Source organism: Campylobacter coli (assembly GCA_039516895.1).
Classification (GTDB): Bacteria; Campylobacterota; Campylobacteria; order Campylobacterales; family Campylobacteraceae; genus Campylobacter_D; species Campylobacter_D coli_B.
This window is the reverse complement of sequence record CP154437.1, coordinates 1,719,864-1,740,111: the sequence shown is the minus strand read 5'-3', so window position 1 is coordinate 1,740,111 and position 20,248 is coordinate 1,719,864. Positions and strand designations below refer to the sequence as shown.

The 20,248-nt window shown below is 32.0% G+C and carries 18 protein-coding genes and 4 tRNA genes; 14 read left to right on the top strand and 8 right to left on the bottom strand.

The annotated features are described in order from the left end of the window. The first annotated feature begins 65 nt into the window (after positions 1 to 65). From queF to AAID94_08935, 3 genes are all read left to right on the top strand, one after another. Positions 66 to 449, top strand: coding sequence for a preQ(1) synthase (gene queF / locus AAID94_08945; GenBank protein ID XAK23940.1), 384 nt, complete (start codon positions 66 to 68; stop codon positions 447 to 449). 187 nt (positions 450 to 636) lie between these two features. Beyond that, on the top strand, positions 637 to 966 hold the full coding sequence (locus AAID94_08940) for a PepSY-like domain-containing protein (GenBank protein ID XAK23939.1): 330 nt from the start codon (positions 637 to 639) through the stop codon (positions 964 to 966). Between the two features lie 400 nt (positions 967 to 1,366). Further along, entirely contained in the window at positions 1,367 to 2,011 is a 645-nt protein-coding gene (locus tag AAID94_08935) for an outer membrane beta-barrel protein (protein ID XAK23938.1), read from the top strand. A gap of 23 nt (positions 2,012 to 2,034) precedes the next feature. Here the strand turns inward: AAID94_08935 and AAID94_08930 are convergent, their stop codons facing one another. Then, on the bottom strand, positions 2,035 to 2,664 hold the full coding sequence (locus tag AAID94_08930) for a hypothetical protein (protein ID XAK23937.1): 630 nt from the start codon (positions 2,662 to 2,664) through the stop codon (positions 2,035 to 2,037). A gap of 336 nt (positions 2,665 to 3,000) precedes the next feature. Here AAID94_08930 and leuA point away from each other — a divergent pair, with 336 nt between their 5' ends. The 8 genes from leuA (at position 3,001) to AAID94_08890 (ending at position 13,558) form a co-directional block, all read left to right on the top strand. Next, the gene (gene leuA, locus AAID94_08925; GenBank protein ID XAK23936.1) at positions 3,001 to 4,536 is read left to right on the top strand and encodes a 2-isopropylmalate synthase; all 1,536 of its coding nucleotides are present in this window, start codon (positions 3,001 to 3,003) and stop codon (positions 4,534 to 4,536) included. After that, positions 4,533 to 5,609, top strand: a complete 1,077-nt coding sequence (gene leuB / locus AAID94_08920; protein ID XAK23935.1) for a 3-isopropylmalate dehydrogenase — start codon at positions 4,533 to 4,535, stop codon at positions 5,607 to 5,609. The genes leuA and leuB overlap by 4 nt, the downstream gene beginning before the upstream one ends. After that, entirely contained in the window at positions 5,596 to 7,008 is a 1,413-nt protein-coding gene (leuC, locus tag AAID94_08915) for a 3-isopropylmalate dehydratase large subunit (protein ID XAK24802.1), read from the top strand. Before leuB ends, leuC begins: the two co-directional genes overlap by 14 nt. 1 nt (position 7,009) lies before the next feature. Next, positions 7,010 to 7,612 carry a 3-isopropylmalate dehydratase small subunit gene (gene leuD, locus AAID94_08910; protein XAK23934.1) on the top strand — a complete coding sequence of 201 codons (603 nt, stop codon included), beginning with the start codon at positions 7,010 to 7,012 and terminating at the stop codon, positions 7,610 to 7,612. Between the two features lie 373 nt (positions 7,613 to 7,985). After that, positions 7,986 to 9,065 (top strand): DUF917 family protein, encoded by a 1,080-nt coding sequence (locus AAID94_08905; protein ID XAK23933.1) that lies wholly within the window; start codon positions 7,986 to 7,988, stop codon positions 9,063 to 9,065. A gap of 1 nt (position 9,066) precedes the next feature. After that, positions 9,067 to 10,671 carry a urocanate hydratase gene (locus tag AAID94_08900; GenBank protein ID XAK23932.1) on the top strand — a complete coding sequence of 535 codons (1,605 nt, stop codon included), beginning with the start codon at positions 9,067 to 9,069 and terminating at the stop codon, positions 10,669 to 10,671. Between the two features lies 1 nt (position 10,672). Next, on the top strand, positions 10,673 to 11,935 hold the full coding sequence (locus tag AAID94_08895; protein ID XAK23931.1) for an MFS transporter: 1,263 nt from the start codon (positions 10,673 to 10,675) through the stop codon (positions 11,933 to 11,935). Next, on the top strand, positions 11,936 to 13,558 hold the full coding sequence (locus AAID94_08890; protein ID XAK23930.1) for an aromatic amino acid ammonia-lyase: 1,623 nt from the start codon (positions 11,936 to 11,938) through the stop codon (positions 13,556 to 13,558). A gap of 4 nt (positions 13,559 to 13,562) precedes the next feature. On the opposite strand, the gene AAID94_08885 is transcribed toward AAID94_08890, so the two are convergent. The 4 genes from AAID94_08885 to AAID94_08870 all read right to left on the bottom strand — a co-directional run bounded on the left by AAID94_08885 (position 13,563) and on the right by AAID94_08870 (position 15,012). Continuing rightward, positions 13,563 to 13,638 (bottom strand) — tRNA-Val (locus AAID94_08885). Position 13,639: 1 nt separating this feature from the next. After that, positions 13,640 to 13,715, bottom strand: a tRNA-Ala gene (locus tag AAID94_08880). A 133-nt stretch (positions 13,716 to 13,848) separates the two neighbouring features. Beyond that, on the bottom strand, positions 13,849 to 14,814 hold the full coding sequence (locus AAID94_08875) for a glycosyl transferase family 90 (GenBank protein ID XAK23929.1): 966 nt from the start codon (positions 14,812 to 14,814) through the stop codon (positions 13,849 to 13,851). A gap of 110 nt (positions 14,815 to 14,924) precedes the next feature. Next, positions 14,925 to 15,012: transfer RNA gene (locus tag AAID94_08870), tRNA-Ser, on the bottom strand. A gap of 104 nt (positions 15,013 to 15,116) precedes the next feature. Between AAID94_08870 and AAID94_08865 the strand changes: the two genes are divergently transcribed. Continuing rightward, positions 15,117 to 15,193: transfer RNA gene (locus AAID94_08865), tRNA-Met, on the top strand. 440 nt (positions 15,194 to 15,633) lie between these two features. On the opposite strand, the gene AAID94_08860 is transcribed toward AAID94_08865, so the two are convergent. From AAID94_08860 to AAID94_08850, 3 genes are read right to left on the bottom strand one after another with little or no spacing between them, the layout of a single operon-like run. Continuing rightward, a complete protein-coding gene (locus tag AAID94_08860) occupies positions 15,634 to 15,738 on the bottom strand; it encodes a hypothetical protein (GenBank protein ID XAK23928.1) in 105 nt (34 codons plus the stop codon). Beyond that, complete coding sequence (rlmN, locus tag AAID94_08855; protein XAK23927.1) at positions 15,735 to 16,805, bottom strand: 23S rRNA (adenine(2503)-C(2))-methyltransferase RlmN; 1,071 nt, start codon at positions 16,803 to 16,805, stop codon at positions 15,735 to 15,737. The genes AAID94_08860 and rlmN overlap by 4 nt, the downstream gene beginning before the upstream one ends. A 19-nt stretch (positions 16,806 to 16,824) precedes the next feature. Further along, positions 16,825 to 17,361, bottom strand: a complete 537-nt coding sequence (locus AAID94_08850) for a purine-nucleoside phosphorylase (protein XAK23926.1) — start codon at positions 17,359 to 17,361, stop codon at positions 16,825 to 16,827. A gap of 85 nt (positions 17,362 to 17,446) precedes the next feature. On the opposite strand from AAID94_08850, the gene rsmA reads away from it, so the two are divergent. After that, positions 17,447 to 18,241: a 16S rRNA (adenine(1518)-N(6)/adenine(1519)-N(6))-dimethyltransferase RsmA gene (rsmA, locus tag AAID94_08845; GenBank protein XAK23925.1), complete on the top strand. Its 795-nt coding sequence runs from the start codon at positions 17,447 to 17,449 to the stop codon at positions 18,239 to 18,241. Continuing rightward, on the top strand, positions 18,216 to 20,246 hold the full coding sequence (locus AAID94_08840) for a ribonuclease J (GenBank protein XAK23924.1): 2,031 nt from the start codon (positions 18,216 to 18,218) through the stop codon (positions 20,244 to 20,246). The genes rsmA and AAID94_08840 overlap by 26 nt, the downstream gene beginning before the upstream one ends. Positions 20,247 to 20,248: the final 2 nt, after the last annotated feature.

The following is a 20,248-nucleotide window of genomic DNA, read 5'->3' as shown; positions in this document are numbered from 1 at the left end:
TATTTTTCAATTGCTCTAAAAGTAATTTTTTATATAATTTTTAAAATTTTTAATAAGGAAAATTCATGCGTTATGGTGAAAAAGAAATTAAAGAATTTGATGTAGAAAATATGGAAATTTGGCCTAATGATGCGAAGAATGATTATATTATAAAAATCACTTTGCCTGAATTTATGTGTTGTTGTCCGCGTTCGGGTTATCCTGACTTTGCAACGATTTATCTTGAGTATATACCTGATCAATTTGTGGTTGAACTTAAAGCAATAAAACTTTATATCAATACTTTTATGCATAGAAATGTTTCACATGAAGCAAGTATCAATGAAATTTACAATACCTTAAAAGACAAACTCAAGCCAAAATGGATTAAGGTTGTAGGGGATTTTAATCCACGCGGAAATGTACACACAGTGATAGAATGTCGTAGCGATATGGTGGTGCCAAAATAAAGACAAAACTTTTGCATTTTTCAAGCTTATGATAAATAGTTTTTTAAAATGCAAAAGTTTCAAAAACTCATTTTAAATATCTTAAATTTATAAGATATTATCTGAAAATATTTTTATTTTATCTTTCACGCTCACTTCACACAAAAAGCATAAACTTACACTTACTAAAACATTTTAAGGAGAAAAAATGAAAACAAAATTTATCCCTGCTATTTTGGCATGCTCTGTAATTCTTGCAAGTGCAAATATAGTCCCTACTGCTTCGGCTCAAACTCCTGCAGCCGCGCCTGCTCCGGTTCATCCATATCCTGCATACCCACAACAAGCTGTGCCGCCACAAGATTATTTTAATGGCTTGCCAAAAAACATTACCAGTCAAATTCAAAATCTCTATCCAGGTGCTTTTATCGTTGATATAGATTGGGAAGCATATGGTTATGAGGTTAAGCTTAATAACTACATGGAGCTTTATTTTGATCGCAATGGTAATTTTTTAGGACAAGAATTTGATGATTGATAGATTTTAATCAAAGCTTTTTTGCAAAGGGTAAACACTCACTCTTTGCATTTTTTACTCTTTTTTAGACAAAATTATATTATAATTACACGATTTTAAATACAAGTTATATTTGATACTAGTTATATCGTTGAGGTAAAAAGTCTAGTATTTTTAGATATTGAGTGATTTATGTTGAGCTTGCTTTTTAAAACAAATCTTTAAAAAATATGGAAAATATGATTTAAAAAACCAAATTTATAAGCGTTTCAAGGCTGATTCTTCTCGAATTTGCAAATAAGATTAAGCCATAGAATACTTACATATCTTAGAAAAAAAATGAAAAAGTAACAAAAATAATACTATATTAATTATCAATATAATATAATGTGTTTTGCAAATCCAATTTAAAGGAAAGATTATGAATAAAAAGCTTTTAAGTATAATTGCGGGTGTTGCGTTATTTTCAAGTTCAGCTTTAGCTGCGGAAGAATCAGGTTTTTTTATAGGTGCGGATGCAGCTTATGTTCAAACTAAAGTTAAAGGAGATTTAAAACATAATAAAACCGGTGCTGTTTTTAATGGTGATTTATCTAGTAGCATTCCTCTTTTAGGTTTAAGAATGGGTTATCGTTTTAATGATTTGCATAGATTGTATGCTGCTTATAATTATTCTGATGAATTCAGTGATATTATAAGAACTCCTAATCTTAGAATAGAGGGTGATTTTAACACACATAAATTCTTATTAGGTTATGATTTTACTCCAGAAATTTTTAAAAGAGTAAGAGCTGTTGCGGGTGGATATTTAGGCTATGCAAAAACGAGTCTTGATTTAAAAACATCTTTATTGTCTTTATCTCAAGATTTTGATGGTTTTGTTTACGGAGCAAAAATAGGTGCTATATTTGAATTAGGTACTTCTAATGAGCTCGAAGTAGGTTTTAAAGCAGAACAAATCGAATACAATACTAGAAATTATTACCAAGAGACCATAGGATCGAATTTTTATGATCCAAGACAAACAAATTATGGCTTATATTTAGGTTATACTTACAAATTTTAATGAAGTATTTTATCGGTAGGATCTCAACCCCCACCGATAAAATATCTTTCTACATCATCTAACAATTTTTCACAAATTTGAGAATCGGTATTTTTATCCACTACAAGGTTGATATAAGTTCTAGTATCTCTAAAACTTCCTGCTGATTTTGAATTGTCGCGTGTTAATTTTTGATTTTCTTTAGTGTATTCTATGGTGATGTTAAATTTAATAGCTGAACTTGCTTCTCCTAGATTGGTTTTTATTAAAACATTCATTTTCGAAGCTTTAGAGAGGGTAGCTTGGGTTTTAGATATAATTTCTTTAAATCTTTGACAAGAGCGGATGAGTGTCGCAATGAATGTATTATCAAGTCCTTCATAAGCTACTTTAAGTTTATTTTTGATGTCTTTTGTACTTTCTTTTTCAGGAGCAACAAAAACCATGTAAAAACCTGTTTTGATTGGAATATTATCCGTTTTTACATCACGCCCACTTGACATAACTTTAACATAAATTGCATTATCAAGATAGACACGATCCACCATAGGTCCGTAAATTTCGTACTCTTTTCTACGAACTATTACTTCACGAGCTAATACATTTAATTTTACATTAGCTTCATGGATAACAGGCTCCATTTCTTTTTTGATCTCTAAAAGCTCTTTTAACATCAACATCCTTTTTGTTACTTAAAATTACAATTATAACAATAAATTTCTTAATTTGTAAATTTTTATTTTGTGTATTAACTAAAAATATGCTAAATTCAAAACTATATAATTTTATGAAGGAGGCGACAATGACACAGGTTTTTAAAAATTCAATTCAAGTCAAAGAGCAAAAAAATAAAGAAAATCACTTTAACCTGATGCTGCAACTCTCACTCACCCTAAACTAAAATTTTTATTTTTAATCATTTTCTAAAATTTTTATTTTACTATTGTTTTTAAGTTTTTGAATTTTTAATAAAATTCATTCAGTTTATTTCATTTTTTAAGGATTAAAATATGAAGAATAATAAAATTATCATCTTTGATACAACCTTACGCGATGGTGAACAAGCCTTAGGCAGTTCTTTAAATATAAATCAAAAATTACAAATTGCCTTAGCGCTTGAAAATTTAGGTGTTGATGTGATAGAAGCAGGTTTTCCTGTATCTTCACAAGGAGATTTTGAAGCAGTAAAAAACATAGCCTCAAAAGTAAAAAATTCAACCATTTGTGCGCTTTCTAGAGCTTTAGATAAAGATATAGATACAGCTTATGAGGCTTTAAAAGTGGCGGATTCTTTTAGAATTCATACTTTTATAGCCACTTCGACTTTGCATATACAAGATAAATTAAAAAAAGATTTTGATGAAATTTTGGCTATGGCACAAAGAGCGATCACAAGAGCTAGAAACTATACTGATGATGTGGAATTTTCGTGCGAGGATGCAGGAAGAACTCCTATTGATAATCTTTGTTTTATGGTAGAAAATGCTATCAAAGCAGGGGCTAGAACTATCAATATACCTGATACTGTGGGTTATACCTTACCTAGTGAATTTGCTAATATCATCAAAATTTTATTTAACAAAGTGCCAAATATAGACAAGGCTGTCATTTCTGTGCATTGTCACAATGACTTAGGTATGGCAACAGGCAATAGCTTAAGTGCTATTTTACAAGGCGCAAGACAAATAGAATGTACCATGAATGGACTTGGCGAAAGGGCTGGAAATTGTGCTTTAGAAGAAGTTGTAATGGCGATAAAAACAAGAAGCGATTATTTAAAAGGTTTTTATACAGATATCAAGTGTGAAAATATTTCTAAAACTTCAAAATTAGTTTCAGCCATCACTAATGAAAGTATACCTTCGCATAAAGCCATAGTAGGAAGTAACGCTTTTTCTCATAGTTCTGGAATTCATCAAGATGGAGTGCTTAAAAATAGACAAACTTATGAAATTATAAGTCCTAGCAGTATAGGACTTCATGAAAATCGTATGCTTATGACTGCAAGAAGCGGTAGGGCTATGATTAAAACTTGTCTTGATAATTTAGGATATGATGAAAAAACTTATAATTTAGACGAAGTTTATGAGAGTTTTTTACGCCTTGCGGATAAAAAAGGACAGGTTTATGATTATGACTTAGAGGCTTTAATGTTTTTAAGTTATGAAAATGATGAAGAGAATGAATTAGTACTTGAAAAATTAAGTGTAATCAGTGGCACTATCCCAACAGCTTGTGTTTGTGTGCGTATAAAAGAAGAGTTAAAAACTGAAGCTTGTACCGGAAATGGGCCTATAGAAGCGGTGTTTAATTGCATCTCTAGAATCACAGGCTTAAACCCTGTTTTAAAAGCATATAGCATTAATGCAAAAAGTTCAGGTGTGGATGCACAAGGGCAAGTGGATGTGGATTTAGAATTTAAAGGGAGAAAATTCCATGGCAAAGGGCTTTCAACAGATGTTATAGAAGCATCAGCACAAGCCTTTATCAGTGCTTACAATGCAATTTATCGATCTTTAAAAGTTGAAGAAAGGAAAGCAGTATGAATACTTATAAAATAGCAGTTTTGCCAGGAGATGGCATAGGGCCTTCAGTGATGAAAGAGGCTTTAAAAATTTTAAATTTTGTCGCCCAAAAACACGGCTTTAAATTAGAAACAAAAGAAGCAAAGATAGGTGGGGCAAGTATAGATGCGTATGGGGTAGCATTAAGCGATGAGACTTTAAAGCTTTGTGAGCAAAGCGATGCTATTTTATTTGGTTCAGTAGGAGGGCCTAAGTGGGATAATTTACCCATAGATCAAAGACCTGAAAGAGCTTCGCTTTTACCTTTAAGAAAGCATTTTAATTTATTTGCAAATTTGCGTCCTTGTAAAATTTATGAAAGCTTAAGACATGCTTCGCCCTTAAAAGATGAAATTATCCAAAAAGGTGTAGATATCTTATGTGTTAGAGAGCTTACAGGTGGGATTTATTTTGGTAAGCAAGAATTAGGCAAAGAAAGTGCTTATGATACTGAAATTTACACTAAAGCAGAGATAGAAAGGATCACACGCCTTGCTTTTGAAAGTGCAAGAATAAGAAATAAAAAAGTGCACCTAATCGACAAAGCAAATGTTTTAGCAAGTTCTATTTTATGGCGTGATGTAGTAGGACAAATTGCAAAAGAATACGAAGATATCAAGCTAGAATACATGTATGTAGATAATGCAGCTATGCAAATTATTAAAAATCCTAGCACTTTTGATGTAATGCTTTGTTCTAATCTTTTTGGCGATATTTTAAGCGATGAATTAGCAGCTATAAGCGGATCTTTGGGCTTGCTTTGTTCTGCGAGTTTAAATGATAAAGGTTTTGGGCTTTATGAGCCAGCAGGTGGCTCGGCTCCTGATATAGCTCATTTAAATATAGCCAATCCTATAGCCCAAATTTTAAGTGCTGCTTTGATGTTAAAATATAGCTTTAAAGAAGAAAAAGCTGCACAAGATATAGAAAATGCCATAGCCATAGCTTTAGAGCGTGGAAAAATGACTAAGGATTTAAATGCGAATTCTTATTTAAGCACCGATGAAATGGGGGATTGTATAGTAGAAATTTTAAAGGAGAATAACAATGGCTAAAACTTTATATGAAAAAGTATTTGATTCTCATGTGGTTTATCAAAAGGAAAATGAACTCCCTATACTTTATATCGATAGACATTTAATCCACGAAGTAACAAGCCCTCAAGCTTTTTCAGGTCTTAAAATGGCAAATCGCAAAATGGCAAGATCAGATTTAACTTTAGCGACTATTGATCATGATGTATCGACTAAAAGCACAGATTTGGACGCTTGTTCAGGTATGGCAAAAGAGCAGATTACGACTTTGATGCAAAATACTAAAGAATTTGGAGTCAGACTTTTAGGCTTAGGCGATAAAAATCAAGGTATAGTGCATATAGTAAGTCCTGAGCTTGGTTTTACCTTACCAGGTGTAACTTTGGTTTGTGGGGATTCTCACACTGCAACACATGGGGCTTTTGGAGCTTTGGCTTTTGGTATAGGTACAAGTGAGGTCGAGCATGTAATGGCTACGCAAACTTTAAAACAAGCAAAGCTCAAAACCATGAAAATAGAATGCAAGGGTCAGTTTCAAAAGGGTGTTTATGCTAAGGACTTGATTTTATATCTTATAGCAAAATATGGCACCGCAAAAGGCACAGGCTATGCCATAGAATTTTGTGGAGAGTTGATAGAAAGCTTGAGTATGGAAGCTAGAATGACACTTTGTAATATGGCTATAGAATTTGGTGCAAAAGTCGGCATGATAGCTCCTGATGAGATTACTTTTGAATATATAAAAGGGAAAGAATTTGCTCCAAAGGGAGAAGAATTTGAAAAGCATTGTGAGTATTGGAGAAGTTTAAAAAGCGATGAGGGCGCGCAATATGATGAAAGCATAGTCCTTGATGCAAGTCAAATTCAACCACAAATCAGCTATGGAACTAATCCTTCTCAAGTTATTGCTATAAATGAAAGAATTCCAAAAGTCAGTGATTTTAGCAACCCAAGCGATCAAAAATCCTTACTCGATGCCTTAGATTATGTGAATTTAGAGCAAGATCAAAGCTTAGAAGGGGTAAAAATCGATATTGTTTTCATAGGTTCTTGTACAAATGGGCGTTTAGAAGATCTTAAGATAGCTGCGGATATTTTAAAAGGGCGTAAAATTCATAAGGATGTTAAAGCTTTAATCGTGCCTGGTTCTATGCAAGTGAGAAAAGAAGCTGAAAATTTAGGACTTGATAAAATTTTCATTGAAGCAGGGTGCGAGTGGAGATATGCAGGATGTTCAATGTGTCTTGGTATGAATGATGATAAAGCAAGCGCGGGACAAAGAGTCGCTTCAACTTCAAATCGTAATTTTGTAGGCAGACAAGGTAAGGGTTCTATCACCCACTTAATGAGTCCTGCAAGCGCAGCAGCCTGTGCCATAGAAGGCTTTATTTGTGATAATAGAAAATATTTAGGAGTTTAAAATGCAAAAATTTACTACTCATAAAGGTATAGCTTGTCCTTTAGAATATGCCAATATCGACACAGATCAAATCATTCCTAAGCAATTTTTACTTGCTGTTTCAAAGCAGGGCTTTGGTAAGCATTTATTTCATGATTTGCGTTATTTAGACGATAAAGAAAGCGTTTTAAATATGGATTTTAATCTCAATAAAAAAGAATATCAAAATGCTTCTATTTTAGTAAGTTTTGAAAATTTTGGAAGCGGTTCTTCAAGGGAGCACGCACCTTGGGCTTTGGTGGATTATGGTATAAGAGCTATTATCGCGCCTTCTTTTGCAGATATTTTTAAAAATAATGCTTTAGGAAATGGTTTGCTTACTATAGAGCTTGCTAAAGATGAGGTTGTAAGCATTATAAAGCAACTAAAAGAATCTGAAGATAAAAATATAGAAATTTCTTTATTTGAGAAAAAGGTATTTTTTAAAGATCAAGTTTTTTCTTTTGATTTGGATGAATTTCGTAGAACCTGTTTGCTAGAAGGGCTTGATAATATAGCTTTAACTTTAAAATATGAAGAACAAATCAAGGCTTATGAGAAAAACTCAAAAAGCTTTTTGGTTTAGCTTAATTCAATGAATTTTATAAAGAATGAAATTTATGTTTAATTCTTAAAAATTGAAGTATATTTTTAAGCAAATGAGTCAAATTTAAGAAGCCAAGGTTTAATAAAGTTTTAATTTGGTAAAGCAGTGTTTGTTGCCAAAAATACTAATAATTTGTTTCTTGGCTATTGATTATAGGCGCATAGTTGCTCTTAAAAAAACATAGAGAAGATCTTAAATTTTTAACTCTTGTTTAAGGTATGACTATTTTATGCAAATATTATGCAATAAAGATTAAAGGGTGTAAAGTTCTTATTATGGGGATAAATTTTTGGCAAGAAAAAATTATAAAGGACTGTTTTTCTCTATGATACTTATTTTAAAGGGATAATTTATGAAAAGATTATTAACAAAAGATGATGTAATGGCTGCTGTTAAAGGCGGAAGTATTTATGCTTGCGGTGGCGGAGGTTGGGTAAGGCATGGCTTGGAATTAGGGGAACTTGCTACTACTATAGGACGTCCTATTTTAGCCAGTATGGATGAGTTTGATGATGAGGATATTATTGCTACTAGTGCAGCTATAGGGGCGCCTGGAGATTTGAGTGATTGGGAAATGCTAGGAGTTGATTATGTTAAGGCTGTCAAACTTGTTCAAGAAAAAATTAAAAAGCCTATTAAAGGCTTGATGATAGGACAAAATGGTATGAGTTCTACTCTTAATGCTTGGTTGCCTTCAGCTTTATTGGGAACTTATGTTGCAGATGCTTTAGGGGATTTAAGGGCTCATCCTACTGGAGATATGGGTTCAATAGGACTTAGTAAAGAAGTAGTAATTCAAAGCGCAGTAGGAGGCAATCGATCTAAAAATCAGTATTTAGAATTGATATGCGAGGGGGTTTGTGACAATATTTCTTGGATTTTAAGGACCGCAAGCCATCAAAGTGGAGGTTTTATAGCTAGTTGCAGAAATCCTATAAAAGCTTCTTATGTTAAACAGCACGCGGTTTTAGGAGGTATTAGTATGGCTTTAGAATTAGGGCATGATTTATTAAATGCTGGGGATAAAGTCAATAAAAAACTCGATGCCTTGCTAAAGCGAAGTAAAGGAGAGATTTTATTACAAGGGAAGGTAATAAAAACAAATTTGCAATACACGAAAGAAGCTTTTGATGTAGGGGTTATAGAAATTGAAGGAGAGGGTAGAAGAGCTCTTATACATGTGATGAATGAGCATATGGCAGTAGACATCGATGAAAAAAGAGTGAGTACTTATCCTGATGTGATTACAACCCTAGATAAGAATGCTGAACCTATTAGTGCAGGGCATATTAAAAAGGGAGATGAAATTTATATTTTTAATATCAATAAAAATCTAATTCCTTTAAGTTCTTCTATAAAAGATAAATCTGTATATGATAAAGTAGAAAAAACTTTAAATATTAAAATAGCTGATTATGCTTTAGGAGTTTGATATGAGAGCAAAATCTTGGAGGGCTGAGGGTTTACTTAGAATGTTAGAAAACGTTCTAGCTGTTGCAGAAGATAGGGCAAACTATATTGTTTATGCTGCTTTAGGAAAAGCTTGTAGGGATGAAAAATCTTATAAAATTATTACAAAAGCTTTAGAAAATTTGCAAGAAGATGAAAGTTTGATTATACAAAGTGGTAAACCCATAGGCATTATAAAAACACATAAAAATGCCCCCTTGGTGTTAATGGCAAATTGTAATATATTGGGTCAATGGGCTCATGCGCACTATTTTTATGAACTTGAAAAAAAGAATTTGATTTGTTGGGGAGGGTTAACTGCTGGAGATTGGCAATATATAGGCTCTCAAGGAGTTATACAAGGAACTTATGAAATTTTTATGCAAATAGCAAGAAAGTATTTTAATAATACTCTTAAGCATCGCTTTATCCTTACAGCGGGATGTGGTGGAATGGGTGGATCTCAAGGTCTTGCAGGTTTTATGGCTCAAGCTGCAACCTTATTGATAGATTGTGATGAGACTAAGCTCATAAAAAGGACAAATAATGGTTATTTGCAAAAATATTTTACAAATTTACAAGAGGCTTTAGATGCGGTTTTAGAGGCTAAAGAAAAAGGAGAGGCTTTATCTGTGGGTTTATTAGCAAATGCTAGTGAAGCTTATCCTGCTATATTAAAAAAAGGTATCATTCCTGATATAGTAACAGATCAAACAAGTGCACATGATTTAATCTATGGCTATATTCCCTATGGTTATAGTTTGGATGAAATTCAAAAACTAAGAGAACAAAATCCTAAAGAGCTTGAAGCTCAAAATTTAGCTTGCATAAAAAGACATGTTTTGGCTATGCTTGAATTTCAAAAACGCGGTAGCGTGGTTTTTGATAATGGGAATTTGATCCGTACTCAGGCTAAAAAATCAGGTGTTGAGAATGCTTTTGATATTCCTATATTTACAGAAGCTTTTTTAAGGGATTTATTTTGTCAAGGCATAGGACCTTTTCGTTGGGTCGCTTTAAGCGGAGATGAAGAAGATATTCATTTTATTGATAGACTTTTATTAGATAAATTTAAAAATGATGAGAGAATAGTGAATTGGATAAAGCTTGCTTCTAAACATATTCCCTTTGAAGGTTTGCCTGCGCGTATTGCATGGTTGGGTCATGGACAAAGAAGCAAACTTGCCTTAGAAGTCAATGATTTGGTTAAAAATAAAAAACTTAAAGCGCCTATAGCTTTTACTAGAGATCATCTGGATGCAGGAGCTATGGCTCATCCTCATATTATGACTCAGAATATGAAAGATGGTAGCGATGCAATTAGCGATTGGCCTTTGCTGAATGCTCTAATTACAAGTTCAAGTGGAGCTGATTTGGTAGCTATTCATTCAGGTGGTGGAGGATATAGTGGCTTTATGACTTCAGCTGGAGTAACTATCATAGCAGATGGCAGTGAAGAAGCTAGTGAGAGAATTAAAAATACTATGGATAATGACACTGCAAGTGGGATTTTTAGATATGCAGATGCAGGTTATGAATTAGCTAAAGAAAGCGTTATAAGGCATAAATTAAATTATTTATGGAGTTAAAATGGCCAAAAAACAAAGTGGATTTAAAGCCATAGCGGCAGCTGGGATAGGTAACGCTCTTGAATGGTATGATTTTAGCGTATTTGCTTTTTTTGCAACTTATATTTCAAAAAATTTTTTTATTGATAATGATGCTTCAAGTGCTTTAATCAATACCTTTATACTTTTTGGAGCAGGTTTTTTAGCAAGGCCTTTGGGGGCTATTATTATAGGAGCTTATGGGGATAAAATGGGTAGAAAGGCTGCTATAACTCTTACCATAGCAATGATGGCTATAGGTACTTTTATTATCTTTGTAACTCCTCCTATTTCTTATATAGGGATTTTTGCCCCTATTTTATTGCTTATTGCAAGATTATTTCAGGGTTTTTCCACAGGAGGAGAAATTGGAGGGGCAGCAGCCTTTTTGATAGAACATGCTCCAGAAAATAAAAAAATATTTTATGCTTCTTTTTTACAAGCTTCGATGGGTATGAGTAATATACTTGCGGCTTTGATGGGAATTTTTTTAACCACCTTTTTTACAGAAAGTCAAATTTTAGATTATGCTTGGCGTTTTGCTTTTTTATTTGGTTTGCTTATTGTTCCTGTGGGTTTTTACATAAGAAATACTCTAGATGAGACTCCTGAGTTTAAAAATTTAAATCAAAATAACTATCATAGCCCTTTAAAAGTTATTTTCCAGGGTTATTGCTTTAAAATTATTATGGGTATTTTATTTAGTATTTTATGGACAAGTTGTGTTTATACTTTCATTATCTATATGCCAACTTATTATGTAAATCATAATATTGGTTTAAATTTTACTCAAAATCAAAGTTTTTGGGCTTCTTTTATAGGCAATATTTTCTTAGTGGGCGGTTGTATTGTTTTTGCAAGAATAGCTCAAAAAATTGGGGTTTATAAAATGCTATTTTTAAGCATTGTTTTACTAGCTAGTGTACCTTTTTTGGTTCTTTATGTTTTATTTTTATATACAAATTTTTATGTTTTATTTATAAGTCATATTTTGCTTTGTATTTTAGTAAGTATATTTGCAGGTATAGCTCCTTCTATCTTAGCAACTTATTATCCAACTTTTATTAGAAGTTCGGCTTTGGCTATATCTTATAATATAGCTGCTATTTTTTTCGCAGGATTTACTCCTGCTATTGTTAATTATTTGGTTGCTTTTAATATTTTTGCTCCAGCTTATTGGGTTTTACTTGCTTGTATTTTTGCTTTTATAGGAGCTTATTTTATGAAAAGAGATAAAGGAGAATAGATGAAAAAATTATTTTTATTTATGGTGTTGCCAGGTTTTATTTTGGCTAAAAGTTTGATTCTTAGTCCTAATAAGGATTTGAGTTTAGAAGATCTAGCTTTTGTTGCTCAAGGAGGTAAAGTAGAGTTAAGTCCTTTAGCTTTAAGCAATATTGAGGCAGGATTTAAAGTGCTTTTAGATGCTGTTTTAGAGGGTAAAAATATTTATGGTCTTTCTGTGGGAGTAGGTTGGAATAAAGACAGAGCTGTATTTAATATCAAAAATGGACAAAAAACTATAGATGAAGATTTAATAAAACTTTCTAAGCAATTTAATAAAATTTCTCTACGAGCTCATGCCTTGGGTCTGGGAGAACCTTTAGATCCTAAGATAGTTAGAATGGCTATGCTACAAAGACTTTATACTGCTACAAAAGGACAAGCAGGTATTAGCCCTGATTTGGCTAAAAGATATGTAGAGTTTTTAAACTTAAACATTACTCCAGTAGTACCTAGTTTTGGTAGTGTTGGAGAAGCTGATATCACTCTAGCAGCTCATATAGGCCTAGCAATGATGGGCGAATATAAGGTATGGTATAAGGGTAAAATTATGAATAGTGGCGAGGTTTTAAAATTGGCCAAGTTAAAGCCTTTAGAGCCAGTGGCAAAAGATTTTTTATCTATACTTTCTAACAATACTTTAATGAATGCTTATCTTGTACTAGAACTTGAAAAGCTTGAAAAAATTCTTTCTTGGCAAGATAAGCTTTATATTCTTATGCTTGAAGGTTTTAATGGAAATATAGCTCCTTTTAGCGAACTTGCTCTTAAAGCAAGGGGTTTTGAATATATTACAGAAAGCTCAAAGACGCTTAATGCTTGTTTAGAGGGAAGCTATTTGTTAAAAGATCATCCAGATAGAGCTTTGCAAGATCCTCTGTCTTTTAGGACTCAAATTTATGCTATAGCACAAGCAAAAAATTCTTTAAGGGAATTAAAACAAGATTTGCTTATTGCTATCAACCATAGTGATGATAATCCTTTGGTTTTGATTAAGGCAAATAAAAGCGACAAATTAAGCATGGATAATCACTTTATCAATAAAGATCAGGCTATAATACCTAGTGCAAATTTTGAATACTTGCCTATAAGTGCTAGAGTAGAAAATTTAAATTTAGCTCTTGCAAGATTAGCTGAAAACATTACTCAAAGCTTATTACGTTTTAGCGATCCTCAATTTACGAAACTTCCAAAATTTTTGATCCATCCAGATAATAAGGGTCATGGTTTTGGAGCTATTGAAAAACCTATAGTTGTTTTAAATGAGAATATTAAAAATTTAAGCCAAGCTCAAAGTGTCAAAAGCGTTTCTTTAGCAGGAAATGTGGAAGATATGGCTACTTTTAGTAATCTTAGTATTTTAAACTTATCAGGTATTTTAAAAAGCCTAATTTATTTACAAAGTTTTGAATTAATGTATGCTACTCAAGCTATTGATTTGAGAAAAGAATCAGACTCTCTTTTTGCTTTAGGAAAATGTTCTAAAAATATTTACACAGCTTATAGAAAAATCGTTCCTTTTTTTAAGGAAGATAGAATTTATAGTATAGAATTAGAAAAGGGTTATGATTTTTTAAATCATTGAAAAATGGTGGCTCCGATTGGACTTGAACCAACGACCACTACCATGTCAAGGTAGTGCTCTACCAACTGAGCTACGGAACCATGGTGGAGCATAGCGGGTTCGAACCGCTGACCCCAACGCTGCCAGCGTTGTGCTCTCCCAGCTGAGCTAATGCCCCTTAGAGTTGTGTTAAAATTCTAGCGCAATATTACTTTTTTTTGGCTGAAAACCAAAGTTAAAATCACGATTTAGAAGCAAAGAACTATAAGAATTTAAGACATGAAGATAAGAATCGGTTAAAAGAATTTAAACTATTTGATTAATTCTAAAATTTCTCTTTCACATTCATCTTTGTTAAGATCGAGTTGCCCAGAATAGTAAAAATATTTAGTCAAAACTAAAATCCCTATATAAAATTCTTTTTTCTTATCTAAGAATTTCTTGATATATTGATGAGCATTATTAATAATTTCTAGCGCATCTTTTGGATGGTTGTTAAAATATTCGATTACCGTAGCTAGGTTATCGTTATCAATTAAAGCAAAATGATAATTTGGTTTTAAAGTCCCTTCCATGAACCAAGTTTCGCAAGTTATTTTTGGGGCTAAGACTAAAGAATTGGAATTCATTACCCATTTTAAATTGCTTGCTACATCGTTGCCTTCTAAAGAGATTATAAATTTATATTTCATTTGTTCTTTTTTACTTAAAAAGTTTTTTTTCCATTGACTCAATTGCTTTGAAGTATCTTCTAAGTCGCAAAATGGTTTATTAAAATAAGAATGAAAAAATTCTTTTCTATGTTTTTGATATGCAGCGCCTCTAAAAATTGCTATGTTTCTTTTATTTTCATAATTTATATTGTCTTTTAAAAAACAAAAATGCCTATTTTTATCAAGTTTTAATAAAATATTGTTTGCATTATTCTCTAGAGGTCTTGATTTACAAATGGTTGGCTCTTTAAAAGTATATTTTATATCACCAAATTTTTTATTCCATAAAAAATCATCGTTAAAGTATTTGCTAATTTCATAAGCATCAAAAGCATAAGAGGTATTTTTAAAAGGAAATTTTCCTATTTTTTCCTTTTCTGTTAATGTAAAAAAATCATTTATTTGATTGTAATACTTAACCCGAGTTTGTATTTCTTCTAATTCTTTGACATTGTATTTTAAAATTTTATTGAAAATTTTATGTAAATTTGTTTGAAAAAAATATCTTGGTACAAAAGATATTCCAATGCCTTTTAAATTCATAAATAATCTTGATTGTAACATTATGAGATCCATAAATAAAGAATTTATAATATTTTACCAAAAATATTAATGATTATTAAGCAGTTAAGAAATTTTAATAAAATAATAATATTTAATATTAAATTTAATAATGGCAGACAGGAAGGGATTCGAACCCTCGAAAGCTTGCGCTTTACACGCGTTCCAGGCGTGCTCCTTCAACCGCTCGGACACCTGTCTAATTAAAAATTAAATTATATCTAAAAAAGCTTTAAATAAAATTTTAGTAAAAAAGAGTATAATTACATTTTCATTTTGTAAAATGATCTTTAAAGATTTATTATGTCAGGGTAGCTCAGCTGGTTAGAGCGCTGGTCTCATAAGCCGGAGGTCGGGAGTTCAAGTCTCCCCCTTGACACCATTTCCAAAACTTCTTTTAGAAAAATCCTCAAAAATTATAAATTTTAGCTCAATGGTTTTAAATCTATGAATTTGTTTTAGAATTTAATCTCTATTCTAAATTTTAGCATTTAAATTTGTGTATCTTTTATATGGCTTGAAAAATAAAATTTGTTCGAAGAGATGGTTTTTTGAGATAAGGTATATTTTATAAAAGATAGGAATTTGATTATTGTATTTTAAAGATTAATGTTTAAAAATTTATCTCGAAATAATCAAAAAAATAATCAAATTTAAAGACACAAGGGGAATTTGTTATTAGAAAATTAACTTAAAATAGACTTTTGATAAGAGTATAGTATCATAAAATTATAATTTGATTGATATTTAAATTTATCAAAGCGCACATCGTTTTATTTATAAATTTAAATATCTTAAAATTTCAATAAAAGATTTATTCAATTAGCGATTACTTTTATCTTTAGAAATCACCCAAATCATACCCGCAAAACCTATCAATACAACGACAAATATAAAAATGATTTGAAAAATATCTAAAGCTGTCATAATTCTTTCGCCCTTTCTTTGAGTTGTCCACAAGCTGCTGAAATATCAAGTCCCTTGCTTTCTCTTATGGTGCAAGTTACTCCTTTAGCACTTAATAAATCTTGAAATTTGATCGCATTTTCAAGTTTAGGACGATGATAAATACTGCCCTCATGAGGATTGAAAAGTATCAAATTCACTTTGGCTTTTATACCATTTAAAAGTTTGACTAGCTCTTTTGCATGTTCAATTTTGTCGTTGATGCCATCGATGAGTAAATATTCAAACATTACTCTTTTTCTTTGATCTATAGGAAAAGCGCGCACAGCATCCATAATCGCAGCTATATTATAAGCTTTATTTATAGGCATGAGTTCGGTTCGGAGTTCGTCATTGACTGCGTGAAGGGAGATAGCAAGTAAAACGCCTAAATTCATTTCGCCTAGTTCTTTGATTTGTTTTGCTAAGCCGCTTGTACTTATAGTTTGTCTACGAGGGCTGATAGCAAGTCCATCATTTTGAGAGAGAATTTTAACCGCCTTGGAAACATTTTTAAGATTGTCAAGAGGTTCCCCCATGCCCATATAGACTATATTGACACGACGCTCATAGGGGATATTATTTTGTTTTTTGATCCACAAAATTTGTCCGACTATCTCTCCTGCACTCAAATTTCTTTTTAAACCCCCTTTGGCAGTAAGACAAAAACTACAGCCACTTTTACAACCTACTTGAGAGGAAACACAAATGGTATATCTTGTATGTGAAATTCTTTTACCTTCATCGTCAAATTGTTCTTCTTTCATAGGCAAAAGTACACTTTCTATCCTTAAGCCATCGATAAGTTCAAAAAGATATTTGATACTTCCATCTTTGCTTTGTTCATTTTTAACGCATTTAAGAGGAGCGAAATGGTAAGTTTGCGCAAGTTCTAAACGCAAATCTTTTGGTAGACTTGACATATCGGAAAAATTATTTGCATACTTTTGATATATCCATTGATAAATTTGTTTCACGCGAAACATAGGCTTGATTTTTTCTTCCAATTCTTCAGGTAAAAAGTCTAAGATATTAATGAGTTCTTTCAAGATTGCTTTCCTTTGATTGCTAAATATAATGATTAATTTTTAAATATTCTTCTAGTTTTTCTTTTGCCTTTTGATGATTTTTTATAAAATCTTCATGAGCATTTTCATTGCAAAAATTAGTCGCACATAAAATACATTCTGCATCTATATCTAAATTTTTAGCCACGCTTAAAACTGAAAAAGCTTCCATGTTTTCAGCAAAAAAATCTAGTTTTGCAAATTCTTTTGCTGCTTGTGAACTTTGACAAATATAATTAGAAGAATTGATTTTGATTGTTTCACGAGAAACATTTTGATTGTTGAGTTTGATTTCAGTGTTTGCAGGAGTGTAGAATTGATCAGAAATATAAGAAAATTCAATATTGCAAGCATGAGAGCTTTTATAAATTCCTAGAATTTCTCCTTTATCGTAAAGTCCACATGTTCCTATAAATACAAGTTTTGAAGGTTTTTCTTTTAAACAAAGCTGTGTTAAATGAAAGGTTGATTCTATCAAGCCTATACCTATGGCTTTGGCAAAAGAAAAATTTTCATTTCCACCTGCGCAAACTATCATTTACAATATCCTAAAAATAATTTAGCAAGAATTTTAGCTAAAAAGGCTTAAAATTAAGAATTTTTAGCTAAAATAAAAAACTATTATGATGAAAGCAAAAAAACATTACGGACAAAATTTTTTAAACGATAAAAGTATTTTATCAAAAATCATCCAAGCCATACCCAAAGATACTGAAAATATAGTAGAGATTGGGCCTGGCTTAGGTGATTTGACGCAAGAGCTTTTAAAAGTTTCTCATGTAAAGGCTTATGAGATAGATGATGATCTTATACCTATTTTGCGTAAGAAATTTCAAAAAGAACTTGAATGTGGAAAATTAAATTTGCTTCATCAAGATGCAAGCAAACTTGCATATTTTGATGAAAAGAAGTATTTTTTGGTCGCTAATTTGCCTTACTATGTTGCAAGCCATTTGATTTTGCAAGCCTTAGAAGACAAAAATTGCTCGGGTTTGATTGTAATGGTTCAAAAAGAAATGGCATTGAAATTCTGTGCTCATAGCGAAGAAAGTGATTTTTCAGCTCTAGGAGTTTTAAGCGCTATGATTTGTGAGCGAGAAATACTATTTGATGTAGAACCTGAATGTTTTAATCCGCCGCCAAAAGTAGTATCAGCAGTAATGAAAATGATTAAATTCAGAGCTTATCAGGATATCTGTGAAATTCATGCTTTTAAAGCTTTTTTAAAAGATTGTTTTAAAGCACCAAGAAAGCAACTATTAGGGAATTTAAAAAATTATAAAGCTGAATTAGCGGAGGTTTTTCAAGAGTTAAAACTCAATTTAAATTTACGCCCACATGAACTTTGCGTCGATTCATACCTTAAAATTTACGAAAAAGTAAAGGAAGAATATGAACGAAAACAACAAAGGAAATAGTGAAAACACAAACAATCCTAATTCAAATTCAAAAAACAACAAGCGCTATAAATACAGAAATCGTAGAAAAAAATTAGCCGATTCTATCGGTGAAAATTCTCAAAATTCAACTCATGAATTTTCTAACAACGAAAAGATAAATACCAAGAAAAATTCTACAAATACTCAACCTTTAGAGGGTGAAAATGTAGAAAAACCAAGCGAAAAAAAGAAAAAAAGAAATCGCAATCTCCCTTCTAAGCTCACTGGAAATGAAGATTGGCAAATCGCGCTTGCAGAGTGTATAGAAGCAAACCGTGTTTCACATGAAAATCGCTTACATCCTTTAAAATACAATAATTCTAGCGAGCATAAAATTCGCATCACTCCACTAGGCGGCTTAGGGGAAATCGGTGGAAATATCAGTGTTTTTGAAACCAATAATGATGCAATTATCATCGATATTGGTATGAGCTTTCCAGATGGAACTATGCACGGGGTAGATATCATCATCCCTGATTTTGATTATGTAAGAAAGATTAAAGATAAGATTCGTGGTATAGTTATCACTCATGCGCATGAAGATCATATCGGTGCGGTGCCTTACTTCTTTAAAGAATTTCAATTCCCTATTTATGCTACGCCTTTAGCTTTGGGAATGATTTCAAATAAATTTGAAGAGCATGGCTTAAAAGCTGAACGAAAATGGTTTCGTCCTGTAGAAAAACGCAAGGTTTATGAGATCGGTGAATTTGATATAGAGTGGATACACATCACACACTCCATCATCGATGCTTCTGCTTTAGCTATCAAAACTAAAGCAGGGACTATCATCCATACAGGAGATTTTAAGATCGATCAAACTCCAATCGATGGTTATCCAACAGATTTGGGGCGTTTAGCGCATTATGGCGAAGAAGGGGTTTTGTGTCTTTTAAGCGATAGTACCAATTCATACAAAGAAGGCTATACGAAAAGCGAAAGTTCTGTAGGACCGACTTTTGATCAAATTTTTGCACGCACTAAGGGTAGGGTGATCATGAGTACTTTTAGCTCAAACATCCACCGTGTTTATCAAGCTATTACTTATGGTTTAAAATACGGCAGAAAAGTTTGTGTTATTGGTCGTTCTATGGAGAGAAATCTTTATACCACTATGGAATTAGGTTATATTAAACTCGATAGAAAAATTTTCATTGATGCAGATGAGGTTAGTAAGTATAAAGACAATGAAGTGCTTATCGTAACCACAGGAAGTCAAGGCGAAACTATGAGTGCGCTTTATAGAATGGCAACGGATGAGCATAAATTTATAAAAATAAAACCAAGCGATCAAATCATCATTTCAGCTAAAGCTATCCCAGGCAATGAAGCGAGTGTTTCAGCGGTGCTTGATTATCTTTTAAAAGCGGGTGCTAAGGTAGCATATCAAGAATTTAGCGAAATTCATGTAAGCGGGCATGCAAGTATAGAAGAGCAAAAATTAATGCTTACTCTAGTTAAGCCTAAATTCTTCTTGCCAGTACATGGAGAATACAATCATATCAATAAACACAAAGAAACAGCTATAAAATGCGGAATTCCTGAAAAAAATATTTATCTTATGAGCGATGGCGATCAAGTAGAGCTTTGTCAAAAATATATCAAACGCGTGAAAACAGTTAAAACAGGCAAGGTTTTTGTGGATAATCAAATCAATAAACAAATCGCCGATGATGTGGTAATCGATCGTCAAAAACTTGCAGATAGTGGTATAGTTGTCATTATCGCACAGCTTGATAAAGCAAGTAAAACATTGATTAATAAGCCAAGAGTATTTAGCTATGGACTTGTAGCAGATAAACAAGATCATGCTTTTTCTAAAGAAATGGCAGAGGTTTTAGGACAATTTTTTGTCAATGTTAAAGATGAAGTACTTAATGATCCAAGATTTTTGGAAAATCAAATTCGCCAAGTATTGAGAAAACATATTTTTAGAAAGATTAAAAAATATCCAACCATAGTTCCGACTGTTTTTGTAATGTAAAA

Excerpts from the sequence above, each read along its gene's own strand:
- queF (XAK23940.1), top strand. The coding sequence starts at position 66 with ATGCGTTATGGTGAAAAAGAAATTAAAGAATTTGATGTAGAAAATATG.
- AAID94_08940 (XAK23939.1), top strand. The coding sequence starts at position 637 with ATGAAAACAAAATTTATCCCTGCTATTTTGGCATGCTCTGTAATTCTT.
- AAID94_08935 (XAK23938.1), top strand. The coding sequence starts at position 1,367 with ATGAATAAAAAGCTTTTAAGTATAATTGCGGGTGTTGCGTTATTTTCA.
- AAID94_08930 (XAK23937.1), bottom strand. The coding sequence starts at position 2,664 with ATGTTAAAAGAGCTTTTAGAGATCAAAAAAGAAATGGAGCCTGTTATC.
- leuA (XAK23936.1), top strand. The coding sequence starts at position 3,001 with ATGAAGAATAATAAAATTATCATCTTTGATACAACCTTACGCGATGGT.
- leuB (XAK23935.1), top strand. The coding sequence starts at position 4,533 with ATGAATACTTATAAAATAGCAGTTTTGCCAGGAGATGGCATAGGGCCT.
- leuD (XAK23934.1), top strand. The coding sequence starts at position 7,010 with ATGCAAAAATTTACTACTCATAAAGGTATAGCTTGTCCTTTAGAATAT.
- AAID94_08905 (XAK23933.1), top strand. The coding sequence starts at position 7,986 with ATGAAAAGATTATTAACAAAAGATGATGTAATGGCTGCTGTTAAAGGC.
- AAID94_08900 (XAK23932.1), top strand. The coding sequence starts at position 9,067 with ATGAGAGCAAAATCTTGGAGGGCTGAGGGTTTACTTAGAATGTTAGAA.
- AAID94_08895 (XAK23931.1), top strand. The coding sequence starts at position 10,673 with ATGGCCAAAAAACAAAGTGGATTTAAAGCCATAGCGGCAGCTGGGATA.
- AAID94_08890 (XAK23930.1), top strand. The coding sequence starts at position 11,936 with ATGAAAAAATTATTTTTATTTATGGTGTTGCCAGGTTTTATTTTGGCT.
- AAID94_08875 (XAK23929.1), bottom strand. The coding sequence starts at position 14,814 with ATGTTACAATCAAGATTATTTATGAATTTAAAAGGCATTGGAATATCT.
- AAID94_08860 (XAK23928.1), bottom strand. The coding sequence starts at position 15,738 with ATGACAGCTTTAGATATTTTTCAAATCATTTTTATATTTGTCGTTGTA.
- AAID94_08850 (XAK23926.1), bottom strand. The coding sequence starts at position 17,361 with ATGATAGTTTGCGCAGGTGGAAATGAAAATTTTTCTTTTGCCAAAGCC.
- rsmA (XAK23925.1), top strand. The coding sequence starts at position 17,447 with ATGATGAAAGCAAAAAAACATTACGGACAAAATTTTTTAAACGATAAA.
- AAID94_08840 (XAK23924.1), top strand. The coding sequence starts at position 18,216 with ATGAACGAAAACAACAAAGGAAATAGTGAAAACACAAACAATCCTAAT.